Source organism: Pseudomonas sp. SDO5591_S426 (assembly GCF_054070755.1).
Window position 1 is genome coordinate 1 of record NZ_JBSVXD010000193.1, and the last position, 10,320, is coordinate 10,320.

14 protein-coding genes are annotated in these 10,320 nt (G+C 59.1%); 7 read left to right on the forward strand and 7 right to left on the reverse strand.

Annotated features, from left to right (window positions below; genetic code table 11):
- Nucleotides 1–51 precede the first annotated feature (51 nt).
- On the reverse strand, nt 52–252 hold the full coding sequence (locus ACW9JC_RS25425) for a YbdD/YjiX family protein (RefSeq protein ID WP_457458403.1): 201 nt from the start codon (nt 250–252) through the stop codon (nt 52–54).
- Nucleotides 253–493: 241 nt separating this feature from the next.
- Between ACW9JC_RS25425 and ACW9JC_RS25430 the strand changes: the two genes are divergently transcribed.
- From ACW9JC_RS25430 to ACW9JC_RS25450, 5 genes are all read left to right on the forward strand, one after another.
- Nucleotides 494–1,099, forward strand: coding sequence for an SCO family protein (locus ACW9JC_RS25430; protein ID WP_338586174.1), 606 nt, complete (start codon nt 494–496; stop codon nt 1,097–1,099).
- On the forward strand, nt 1,099–1,602 hold the full coding sequence (locus ACW9JC_RS25435) for a copper chaperone PCu(A)C (RefSeq protein ID WP_457458405.1): 504 nt from the start codon (nt 1,099–1,101) through the stop codon (nt 1,600–1,602). Before ACW9JC_RS25430 ends, ACW9JC_RS25435 begins: the two co-directional genes overlap by 1 nt.
- Before the next feature lie 51 nt (nt 1,603–1,653).
- Nucleotides 1,654–2,160, forward strand: a complete 507-nt coding sequence (gene msrA / locus ACW9JC_RS25440) for a peptide-methionine (S)-S-oxide reductase MsrA (protein ID WP_457458407.1) — start codon at nt 1,654–1,656, stop codon at nt 2,158–2,160.
- A 262-nt stretch (nt 2,161–2,422) separates the two neighbouring features.
- On the forward strand, nt 2,423–3,007 hold the full coding sequence (locus tag ACW9JC_RS25445; protein ID WP_457458409.1) for a hypothetical protein: 585 nt from the start codon (nt 2,423–2,425) through the stop codon (nt 3,005–3,007).
- A 134-nt stretch (nt 3,008–3,141) separates the two neighbouring features.
- Nucleotides 3,142–3,306: a hypothetical protein gene (locus ACW9JC_RS25450; RefSeq protein WP_457458411.1), complete on the forward strand. Its 165-nt coding sequence runs from the start codon at nt 3,142–3,144 to the stop codon at nt 3,304–3,306.
- A 4-nt stretch (nt 3,307–3,310) separates the two neighbouring features.
- On the opposite strand, the gene ACW9JC_RS25455 is transcribed toward ACW9JC_RS25450, so the two are convergent.
- The 4 genes from ACW9JC_RS25455 to ACW9JC_RS25470 are packed head-to-tail and all read right to left on the reverse strand — an operon-like array spanning nt 3,311 to nt 7,124.
- On the reverse strand, nt 3,311–4,432 hold the full coding sequence (locus ACW9JC_RS25455; RefSeq protein ID WP_457458413.1) for a carboxylate-amine ligase: 1,122 nt from the start codon (nt 4,430–4,432) through the stop codon (nt 3,311–3,313).
- A gap of 12 nt (nt 4,433–4,444) precedes the next feature.
- Nucleotides 4,445–5,389, reverse strand: a complete 945-nt coding sequence (locus ACW9JC_RS25460) for a methyltransferase (protein ID WP_457458415.1) — start codon at nt 5,387–5,389, stop codon at nt 4,445–4,447.
- Nucleotides 5,390–5,432: 43 nt separating this feature from the next.
- The gene (locus tag ACW9JC_RS25465) at nt 5,433–6,812 is read right to left on the reverse strand and encodes an iron-containing redox enzyme family protein (protein WP_457458417.1); all 1,380 of its coding nucleotides are present in this window, start codon (nt 6,810–6,812) and stop codon (nt 5,433–5,435) included.
- A gap of 12 nt (nt 6,813–6,824) precedes the next feature.
- A complete protein-coding gene (locus ACW9JC_RS25470) occupies nt 6,825–7,124 on the reverse strand; it encodes a hypothetical protein (RefSeq protein WP_457458419.1) in 300 nt (99 codons plus the stop codon).
- Nucleotides 7,125–7,242: 118 nt separating this feature from the next.
- Here ACW9JC_RS25470 and ACW9JC_RS25475 point away from each other — a divergent pair, with 118 nt between their 5' ends.
- Nucleotides 7,243–7,719: a hemerythrin domain-containing protein gene (locus ACW9JC_RS25475; RefSeq protein WP_457458421.1), complete on the forward strand. Its 477-nt coding sequence runs from the start codon at nt 7,243–7,245 to the stop codon at nt 7,717–7,719.
- A gap of 90 nt (nt 7,720–7,809) precedes the next feature.
- Here the strand turns inward: ACW9JC_RS25475 and ACW9JC_RS25480 are convergent, their stop codons facing one another.
- Nucleotides 7,810–8,736 carry a LysR substrate-binding domain-containing protein gene (locus ACW9JC_RS25480; RefSeq protein WP_457458423.1) on the reverse strand — a complete coding sequence of 309 codons (927 nt, stop codon included), beginning with the start codon at nt 8,734–8,736 and terminating at the stop codon, nt 7,810–7,812.
- Nucleotides 8,737–8,877: 141 nt separating this feature from the next.
- On the opposite strand from ACW9JC_RS25480, the gene ACW9JC_RS25485 reads away from it, so the two are divergent.
- Entirely contained in the window at nt 8,878–9,282 is a 405-nt protein-coding gene (locus ACW9JC_RS25485; protein WP_457458425.1) for a RidA family protein, read from the forward strand.
- An 11-nt stretch (nt 9,283–9,293) separates the two neighbouring features.
- Here ACW9JC_RS25485 and ACW9JC_RS25490 read toward each other — a convergent pair whose 3' ends face one another.
- Nucleotides 9,294–10,166: a mechanosensitive ion channel family protein gene (locus ACW9JC_RS25490; protein ID WP_457458427.1), complete on the reverse strand. Its 873-nt coding sequence runs from the start codon at nt 10,164–10,166 to the stop codon at nt 9,294–9,296.
- Nucleotides 10,167–10,320: the final 154 nt, after the last annotated feature.

Consider the following 10,320-nt stretch of genomic DNA (forward strand, 5'->3'; position numbering starts at 1 on the left):
TACAGAGGATCGCGTACATCTGTAGGAGCTGCGCAGGCTGCGATCTTTTTGTCAGCAACACCGCGTATTACATTTCCCACGCCCAAACCGCGCTTCCTGACGCTCGCGAAAAAACGCCTCATAGCTCATCACCGGCTCGTCCGGCTGGTTGATGGCCATCTGCGCGACGTAGTTGTCGTAATCCGGAACGCCCACCATCAAACGCGCGCTCTGGCTGAAGAATCGGGCGGCTTGCTGCAATTTGCGGAACATGGCGGTGCTCTCAATGAGGTTTCGACCAGGCGATGTAACACCACGGATGTATCTGCAATGTGTCGGCGCGCGGGCGGTTTGTATGTTCAAGTATCACGGCACCCGCGACCTTTTGGCGCATGACCGGTCGGCCATCGATTAAGCGCTAACGGGCAACAGTTTGTTAACATCCCTGCGCTTTTTTTCGTCTGATCAGTCAGGCACTGTGTTCCATCTGTCGCTACACAGGATGCTTTTTTTCATGAGTACGTTGTATTCCCGTCGCACGGTCCTGCAAGGCATGGGCTTGCTGAGCCTTGGCCTGCTCGCCGGCTGCGATGACAGCAGCAAGCTGTCGTTCAAGTACGGCAAGGACCTGAGCGACAAGATCCTGGGTCGTTCCTTCAAGCTCAAGGATACCGAGGGCGAAACCCGGATGCTGGGCAGCTATCAGGGCCTGATGCCGATGATTTTCTTCGGTTTCACCCAGTGCCCGGCGGTCTGCCCGACCACGCTGGCCCGCGCTGCCCAGGCGAAAAAACTGATGGGCCGCGATGGCGAGCGCCTGCAGGTGATCTTCATCACCCTCGACCCTGAGCGCGATACACCTGAATTGCTCGACAAATACGTCAAGGCCTTCGACCCGAGTTTCGAGGCGCTGTACGGCACGCTGGAAGAAACCGCCGCCACCGCCAAGGAGTTCGGCGTATTCTTCGAGAAGGTTCCGAGCGGCGACACTTACACCCTGTCCCACACCGCCACCAGTTTCGTGTTCGACTCCCGGGGCAACCTGCGCCTTGGCCTGTCCGCGTCCCTTACCGCTCAAGAGTGTGCAGAGGATTTGCTCACCGTCATGGAGGTCTGCTGATGACTTCGTTCTGCGCTTCACGTGTTAAACAAATAGCTTTGGGCCTGTCCCTGATTGGCATGGCGTGGCAGGTATCGGCGCAAACCCAGGTCAACGACGCCTGGGTCCGTGCGACCGTTGCCGGCCAGCCGTCGAGTGGCGCGTTCATGACCCTCAAGGCCGACACCGACAGCAAGCTGCTGAGCGTTGAGTCGCCGGTGGCCAAACTGGTACAGATTCACCAGTCGAGCATGAAAGACGATGTGATGAGCATGCAGCAGGTCGAGTCCGTCGCCCTGCCAGCCGGCAAGGCCGTGAACTTTGATCCCCATGGTTACCACATCATGCTCATGAACCTGACCGGGCAGATCAAGGAAGGCGACAAAGTGCCGCTGACCCTGACCGTGGAAAACGCCAAGGGCGAGAAAGAGACGATCAAGGTCGAGGCTCCAGCGCGTGCCCTCGACACCATGGATCACGGCAGCATGGACCACAGCAAGATGGACCACAGCAAAATGCAATGAGGGTCTGACGGCCTCCCCCACGAGGCCGTTCTCTGATGGGAGGTGCGTAACATGACGACGAACACCGAAACCGCCATTCTGGCCGGCGGCTGCTTCTGGGGCATGCAGGATCTGCTGCGACGCAAACCGGGCGTGATCTCCACGCGGGTCGGCTATTCCGGCGGCGATGTGCCCAATGCCACCTACCGCAACCATGGCACCCACGCCGAAGCGATCGAAATCGTCTTCGACCCGGCGCAGATCAGCTATCGGCAGATCCTCGAGTTTTTCTTCCAGATCCACGATCCAAGCACCCAAAATCGCCAGGGCAACGACGTTGGGACCAGCTATCGCTCGGCTATCTATTACCTCAGCGAAGAACAGAAACGCGTCGCCGAGGACACCGTCGCCGATGTAGACGCCTCCGATCTCTGGCCAGGCAAAGTGGTTACCGAGATCGAACCTGCCGGCCCGTTCTGGGAAGCGGAGCCTGAGCATCAGGATTATCTGGAACGGCTTCCTGAAGGCTATACCTGCCACTTCATTCGGCCAAACTGGCAGTTACCGAAACGCGGGTAATACCGCGAACACCTCCCCTGTAGGCGCTGTCGAGTGCAACGAGGCTGCGATCTCTTGATTTCAAGATCAAGATCAAGATCAACAGATCGCAGCCTTCGGCAGCTCCTACATTTGGACCGGGCGCATCGTCCAAAAGGTGACGCAGTTCGCCTTGTGCACTTTTGCGCATCACGATCCCGTTTGGCGAACTACGCTCAATCAACGGCGGGCAAAGTACTCGCCGGTTCAAATAAAAGGCCGATAAAAACAAGGACATTCAACCTTGAATATTTCAACCATTTGCTTCTTGGGGAGTTTGATGGTTTCGGCCGGGGCTTTTGCCAATGGAGTTATTCCTGTACTTGAACTGGACTTCACCCGGTCAGCCACGGAAACCCTGAAAAAAAGCGGGATCAACGACGCCTGCATCATCGTCGCCGCCAACCCTGCTGGTTTTACTTATTGCCGGGAAGGCTCGGCAACTCTCTGGAAGTATCAGGCGCTGGACCTGGAGCAACAGGAGACGTACCTCAAGAGTTCTTCGCTGACGTCCATGAATCAGGGACGCATCAGCATCGCCGAAATCGACAGCCCAGCCTGCGCAGAAGAACTCCCCCCGCCCTTGATTGACCCAGTCATCCTGCGCGCGTCAGCCATCGGCCTGATCGTGCTGTTCATCTTATTGGGGCTGCGCTACACCTACCGGGCAACCATGGACGGCTTCTTTACCCGTACCGTGTATTCGGGCACGCATTTGCAGCGCTCGACCGGTTCCCTGCACACCAGCCGTGCGACAACCAAAGCCTTGGGCGCTTTTACCCTCGCGGCTGCCGTGGCCTTCCTTTACTTTGGCTACACCGCGTTTTGAACAGGCCGGCCGCCGGTGATGGCGTCCGGCATTGCGCCAAAGGAAGTGAGCAACCGATCAGCAGAACCTCGGCAAAAATCTCGAACTCGCCCCCTGTGGCGCTCTCCAATGTGAAGACACTGGAGGTACGCACCATGAACAACGACCGTGTAAACCCTGCCGATAGAGAAAAACGCCGTGATGCCGAGCGTGCGGATGAAACCCTGCCCGCTTCCTCACCCTCGGACGATGAACCCGAGGCCGATGAATTGACCCGAAAGATCGACGAAATCGAGCGCAAGGTCGCCGACGGCAACTGAATCCCTAGCCACGGCTTTCCTGCAGCAAGTGATCCACCACTTGATACAGACACTGCTGCGGGTCCGCACCTTTGGCCATCGCGCGGGCATGGCAAGCCAATTGACGGCAGGCGCTGTTGCCGTCGAGCAACAGCGCCTCGGCCTGATCGAAAACTTGGGCTTCGCCGATACGTTGCGCGGTGGGCGTCAGCAGTGCGCGGGCCTGATCAATCCATTGCGCTGCGCTGATCACGCCATCGCGGGTATCGGTGACAAAGCGCCCCTGAAGTCCATGACGCTTGGCCTGCCAGCGGTTTTCCGCCAGCAGCCAGCGTGTCGTGGCGTCATAGCCGACACCCGGATTTTCGCGGGCAATGGCGAAGGCCGTGATCACCCGGAACAGACTGGCCAGTAGTAGCGTATCGGCAAGGCGAGGACAGGCATCGGTCATGCGCAATTCGAGAGTCGGGTAGCGACTGGCAGGCCGCAGCCCCCACCAACCATTGCCGTCCTTTTCAATCACGCCAACGTCGCGCAACACCGTCAGGTAGCGCTGATATTCGTCTTCGTTTGCAAAGTATTCGGGGACGCCCATGCGTGGCCAGCCGTCGCAGACAACCTGGCGATAGCTCATGAACCCACTCTGGGCACCCTCCCAGAATGGCGAGGAACAACTGAGCAAAAGCAGCAGCGGCAGCCAGGGCGCCACTTCGTTCATCACGGCAATACGGTCGATGCCAGGTGGAATTTCCACGTGCACGTGCAGGCCGCAAAGGACACTGCGTTGCGCCACAGACTGGTATTCGGCAAACAGCTGTTCAAAGTGCGGCAAGGCTGTGGCGCGCTGATCACGCCAGTGCGCCAGTGGATGCGTGCCGGCGCAAAGCAAACCCGAATCGTGCAATGCCAGCGTGTGGTTCAACCGCGAACGAACACCGCCAAGAAATTCGGCGGATTCCTCTGTCGCGGAGAACACCGGCGAGGCGACTTCGATCTGGCCCTGGAACATTTCATAGGCGAACCCCGGGCCGACAGCCTCGCGGCAATCGCGCAGCAGATCGGCGTCCGGTTGCGCGAGCAATTGCCGGGTTGTCAGGTCCGTCAGGAAGTATTCCTCTTCAATGCCGAATCTGGGTGCCATGTTCATGAGGGGCGCCCGTCAGTGCCGCCGGGTTACGGTGAGCGCCACCACTGCAATCCGCTCGACACATTCATATCCGGGCTTGAGCAACTCTTCGCCGAACACGTCAGGGTCCAGCTCGCGGTAGGTCCAGCCGAAGGCATCGCCGGTCAACATTGGCAGCACGGCGTCGAGAAAAGGGTCCTGCCCCGCCACCATCGCCACACCGGTGTACAGCACCAGGCTGCCGCCGCTGTCCAGGCGCGGCAACGACTCGCGCACGATGCGCAGCGATAACGCTTCGCCCAACGCACCTCCGCCGTGGCGGTAGGCTCGCTGTTGGCCATCGTTCATATAAGGAGGATTGGCGATGATCAGATCGAACTGGCCCTCGACGCTGCCGAGGATATCGCTGTGGTAGACGGTGACGTTGTTGGCACCGGCCAGCTCGGCATTCACCGCTGACAGTCGCAGTGCCTTCGGGTTGATATCCACCGCCATCACCTGGGCATCGTGTCGGGCACGGGCGACGACCAATGCGCCGACGCCGGCACCGCAACCAATGTCTACCGCGCGGCGTATCGGTTCGAAGCGCTGTTGCAAATGCGCTTCGATCAATTGCGCAAAGCGATAACTGTCAGGGCCGAAGAATACGGAGTCGCTTTGCGTCGTCGGGTACGCCGAGTGAGCGAACAACAAGCCTTCAAGGCTCGACCAACGCACCGTGCTGCGCCACATCGCGCCGTCCCTTTCGACAATACCTGCCCGCTCCAGCACCGCGAGTTCATCAAGCGGAAACAGCGTGTGGTCGAACGGCATCGACCAACCGAACACATCCCGCCAATCCTTCGCCAGCGGTGTGGCAAAGCGCTGAAGGAAAGTCTGGTGGGTCAGTGGGGTTGGCGTGACAAAACGATAGTGCTCGGCGCGCAGACGCTTGCCCAAATCCAGCAAGGCCCGATCGGCGATTTGTTGTACTGACATGGGGCGCTCCTTAAGTCAGTGCAAAGAGGTCAATGCGAAGAGTTCAGCGCAAACGGGCACGCAATTCGATAAAGCGGCGCGTGGCGAACAGTCCGGCCGGGCGATGGTGCCGTTGTGCCGACAGCCAGGGCATCAGCGCTTCAAGCTGTTGGTGCGGTGCCTGATTGTCGAGGCTGTCCCGCAACGACTTGAGCTCCGGATCATCCGGCGTACTCGAATCGACGCCTGCGCTGTCGTGATCGCGATGCAGTGCCGGGCGCTGCTTCGGCGCTTGCCATTCACCGGCGATCCAGTCGTGGATCAGCTGTTTCTCGTAACCGCTGAACACACCAAACATCGCCGCCGTGCTGCCCTCGATCAACTGCCAGAATCGACTTTCATCAGGCGAGCGACGTCGCTTGATCCAGCCCTTGCGCTCCATCGCGGCAAGAAAATCTGCGACATGGCCGGGCGACGACAACCACTGGTTGACGGTTTGCCCTTCGAGCCGGCAGTAGTCGGAATGCATGTGCTGGCCGAAGACGCGCTTGCGTTCGAGCATGGCGATCACTTCGTGTTGCAGCTCGAAACTTTGAATCACCGCCGTGGAACCGAGGCCAAGATCATTGAGGCGATAACCCAACGCAACACGGCGATAGAATTCCTCCCGGCCCTCATCCAGCGGCATCAGTTCAAGCAGCGATTGAACGGCTTTGCGCCCATGGCCGCTGCTGACGTTATCGATGGTCACGTGCAGGGTGAAGTAATAAGGATCGATACCCAGCTCACGCAGTTCATAGGCGCTGATCAACAGGTGCAACGGCAGTTGTTCGTAGCCGAGGTTGTAGCCGATCACTTCCGGCATGAAGTCAGCACCGCAACGACCCAGCGCCAGTTGAATCGCGCCCTGCAAAAAGTGCTCATCATCCAGGCCTTGCTGATCGTCGCAGTCGTGTTCGGCCAGCAACGTGCGGTAGATCCGCACATGGTTCTGCCGGGGATCACCCTTGCCCAACTCTTCCAGATAGGTCGTCAGCAGGCCATCGAAGCGATAGTCGCGCCAGCGTTCAAGGACACCTTCGAGCCACGCGCCGTCGACCTCTTTGGTCGGCGCCACGCGTTGCAGGAAATACAGCGCGTGGGCCTTGTTCGTAAAATAGCGGCGCCCTGCTCCGTGCTGACGCTCGGCGAGATAACTTGCATAGTCGCGCGCCACGTCGGCGCAATGTTCTTCAGCCCATGACAATAATTGCTCAGGCGTGTCGGGCAGGTCGCAAGGGAGCTCGGCTGCACGGGCCAGTTGCTCGCGCAGGAAGGCTTCTGCCCGTTGCGCGGCCTCGCTGCCGCTGCTGTACAGCTCGCCATACAGTTCGCGAAAACCACCGTCATTGCTGACACCGGCTACTAACGAAGCCGACCCGGAACAAGAGTTGAATACCGTCATGGGCAGAACCTCCTATCGTCTATCGTCGGACAGTGGTGTTTGCTCATCAGCCTCCGGAACATCCCTGCCCGCCGGATCGTCCCAATCCTCCGGACGTTGGGAAGCATCCGGATCAGGCCGTGTCAGCGGATCGTATTTATCCGGATCGTTGGGGTTTGCCAGCGGGCCATCGGGCTCCGGTTTGGAAGGCACAGAACCTTGTGTCTGGTCCTGACGTTGCAGCTTGTCCTGGTAAGTCGAATCGCTAGCCATACCCACCTCTACAACAAAAAGGTCCGGATTTTCCGGGCCGTATTCTTTTGAAGTAGCCAACCTGTGAGCGTGCCCTCCAGATGACGAGCGGCGTATCCCGCCGCTCGTCTGTTGCTCCGCACTTTTCCTCCGGCCGATTCTTCCTATGCGTACACCCACTCGCTGCAGAGGCAAGACCATGAACGCCATCGACATCCTCAAAGCTGACCATGAACGTGTAAAAGGCATCTTGACCCAATTGAATGAGTCCACTGAGCGCGCGGTAAAGAAACGCACTGAATTGGTGGGCAAGCTCGAAATGGAAATCATGATTCACACCCGGCTCGAAGAAGAGATTCTCTACCCGGCCTACAAGAAAGCCGGGGGTAAAGAACAGGAAGTCATGTACTACGAAGCGAAGGAAGAGCACCGCACCGTCGACTCGCTGGTACTGCCTGACTTGAAGACGACAGACCCGGCCAGTGTCGAGTTTTCCGGACGTGCAAAAGTGGTCAAGGAGCTGCTTGAACATCACATTGAAGAAGAGGAAACCGAGATGTTTCCTCAGGCCAGAAAGCTGTTGGGCAAGGCCGAACTGGACGAACTGGGCAAGCAAATGGAGTCGATGAAAGCGTCTTTGAAAAAAGAGCTGAGTGGCGGGAACATGGCTGCCTGATGACGCAGGTCGATCATGCTCTACGGCCCCTGAAAATGAAAACCCGCGATATCCTTCGCGGGTTTTTCGGATCAGCCTACGGTTGGCGAGTCATGAACCACGCGGGTCCATCAAAGGCGCATGGTGCGCCATCAGCTCGGTCACCCATTCGATGAATACCCGCACCTTGCGGCTGATATGCCGGTTCGGCGGGAACGCCACGAACAACGGCATCGGATCGAGGCTCCAGCCTTCGAACAGTGGAACCAATTCGCCGCGCGCCAGATAGGGCCTGGACATGTAGTCGGGCAACCAGAGAACGCCCATGCCCGCCAGACCGGCCGCAATGTAAGCGTTGCCATCGTCGACGGCCAACACGTAGCGTCCCTTGATCTCGACACTTTCGCCTGCGTTGCGCATGGCATAAGGCACGGCTTTGCCGGTGCGCGCCCACAGGAAACCCACGATGCGATGCTCGGAATCTTCCAGCTCCCGTGGATGCAATGGCGTGCCGAGACGTTGCAGATAACTCGGCGCGGCAAACACGCCCAACTGCAGGTCACCGACTCGCCGGGCCATCAGTGATTGATCGGTCAACTCGCCGCCGCGCACCACGCAATCGACGTTCTCATCGATCAGATCGACGATGCGATCGCTGACGCCCATGTCGATCTGGATGTCCGGGTATCGCGCATGAAACTCCGGCAACGCCGGCATCAGAATCATGCTCGCAAGCGGACTGGGCACATCCACCCGCAGTCGCCCCCTGGGCACGGTCGATGCACTCGACAGACTGGTTTCGGCATCGTCCAGGTCAGCCAGCAGTCGCACCACGCGCTCGTAGTAGACGGCGCCGTCGGCGGTGACATTGACCTTGCGTGTGGTGCGGTTGAGCAGTTTCACCCGCAATCGCGCCTCCAGTTGCTGCACCAGTTGCGTGACGCTGGTCTTGCTCATGTGCAGCGTCTCGGCGGCCTTGGTGAAGCTGCCCGCCTCCACCACCCGGGCGAAGGCCTGCATCGCATCGAAACGGTCCATACCTGCCTCAATCGCTAGCGGATTATTTGGTTTTTACAAACAGTGATGGTTGCAGTTGCTCGTTTATCGGGCAAGCCCTGGCCCTCTAAAGTCGCTGCATCGTTAATTGCGAGCCGATCAGGCCCGCTGATGGAGGTAGTTATGACCCAGCGTGACGTTGTTTTCCCACCCGGTCGCCAGGCGCTCTACGAGCGTAATCGCTATTCGCCGGCGATCCGTTCCAATGGCTTTATGTTTGTGTCGGGGCAAGTGGGCAGTACCGAGGACGGCTCGCCCGAGCCGGAACTCGATACCCAGGTTCGGCGGGCGTTCAGCAATCTGAACGGGATTCTGGACGCAGCCGGTTGCAGCTTCGACGATGTGGTGGATGTCACCGTGTTCATCGTCGATCCCGAAGCGAAATTCGAGAGGATCTGGAAGGTCGTGTCAGAGTTCTGGGGCCAGGCGCCGTATCCGACGGTAACCGCCGTCGGCGTCACCTGGCTCTATGGGTTTGAGTTCGAGATCAAGGTAATCGCCAGGCTTCCGGAAAACTCCGGAAGCTGAGTCGATTTCCGTCACTCCTTCGCCAGCGCGCCGGGCAACGCGGCGCCCTGCTGGAAGATCACGGTTTGCGCCGGCATTGGCGCCGGGAATCCTGCCTCGCCAAGGGCATCCTTGATGACGCGGTTGGTGTCGAAATACACCTGCCAGTAATTTTCGTTATGGCAGTAAGGACGCACCGCCAACACCGGGCCAACCAGGTTGAACTCGAGAATTTCAACGTCTACCGCAGGGGTTTCGAGCACATTGGGGATGGCGGCGATTTTTTCCTTGAGCAAGGCCGCCGCCGCTTTCCAGTCGGTCGCGCCGGACAGTTGCGCCTTGAGTTCGACGCGGCGGAACGGGTTGTGGGTGAAGTTCTGGATGTTGTCGCTGAAGATCTTGTTGTTGCCGACCAGGGTCAGCACGTTGTCCGGGGTGTTGATCGCAGTGGCGAACAGGCCGATTTCAGTGACCGTACCCGTCACCCCGCCCGCACAGATGAAGTCACCGACCTTGAACGGGCGCAGCACGATAATGAAGGCACCCGCCGCCAGGTTGGCCAGCAATCCCGACCAGGCCATGCCGATGGCCAGGCCGACCGCCGCGAGCAGCGCCGCGAAGGTGGTGGTCTGCATGCCGAGGTAACCGAGGATGGCGATCACCAGGATGATGTTCAGCGTGACGGTGATGACCGAGCCGACGTAACGCAGCACGGTGGGGTCGACTTTCTGCTTGCCCAGAGACTTCTGCACGACACCGACGGCAAAGCCGATCAGCCAGCGCCCAATGATCCAGAAGGCAATGGCACCCAGAATCTTGACTGCAAAAGCGACACCGTAGGCCTGCACGACTGCAATAAGTGCGTTGAACTTCTCGGTGGTTACATTAACGATTGACTCGTCCATGGCAGAAGCTCGCAAATGAGGATTGACCTCAAGACGCTAGCACAGCCTTCGCGAGCTGCCAGTCGGACGCAGTGGGATTTGGGGGACGCAGATTTCAGCTTCGACAAAGTACCCTGTAGGAGCAAAGCTTGCTCGCGATGGCGGTCGCACATTC

Bases quoted from the DNA above. Each gene is read 5' to 3' on its own strand.
- ACW9JC_RS25430 (WP_338586174.1), top strand. From the start codon at position 494: ATGAGTACGTTGTATTCCCGTCGCACGGTCCTGCAAGGCATGGGCTTG.
- ACW9JC_RS25435 (WP_457458405.1), top strand. From the start codon at position 1,099: ATGACTTCGTTCTGCGCTTCACGTGTTAAACAAATAGCTTTGGGCCTG.
- ACW9JC_RS25425 (WP_457458403.1), bottom strand. From the start codon at position 252: ATGTTCCGCAAATTGCAGCAAGCCGCCCGATTCTTCAGCCAGAGCGCG.
- ACW9JC_RS25465 (WP_457458417.1), bottom strand. From the start codon at position 6,812: ATGACGGTATTCAACTCTTGTTCCGGGTCGGCTTCGTTAGTAGCCGGT.
- ACW9JC_RS25450 (WP_457458411.1), top strand. From the start codon at position 3,142: ATGAACAACGACCGTGTAAACCCTGCCGATAGAGAAAAACGCCGTGAT.
- ACW9JC_RS25485 (WP_457458425.1), top strand. From the start codon at position 8,878: ATGACCCAGCGTGACGTTGTTTTCCCACCCGGTCGCCAGGCGCTCTAC.
- msrA (WP_457458407.1), top strand. From the start codon at position 1,654: ATGACGACGAACACCGAAACCGCCATTCTGGCCGGCGGCTGCTTCTGG.
- ACW9JC_RS25460 (WP_457458415.1), bottom strand. From the start codon at position 5,389: ATGTCAGTACAACAAATCGCCGATCGGGCCTTGCTGGATTTGGGCAAG.
- ACW9JC_RS25475 (WP_457458421.1), top strand. From the start codon at position 7,243: ATGAACGCCATCGACATCCTCAAAGCTGACCATGAACGTGTAAAAGGC.
- ACW9JC_RS25490 (WP_457458427.1), bottom strand. From the start codon at position 10,166: ATGGACGAGTCAATCGTTAATGTAACCACCGAGAAGTTCAACGCACTT.
- ACW9JC_RS25480 (WP_457458423.1), bottom strand. From the start codon at position 8,736: ATGGACCGTTTCGATGCGATGCAGGCCTTCGCCCGGGTGGTGGAGGCG.
- ACW9JC_RS25455 (WP_457458413.1), bottom strand. From the start codon at position 4,432: ATGAACATGGCACCCAGATTCGGCATTGAAGAGGAATACTTCCTGACG.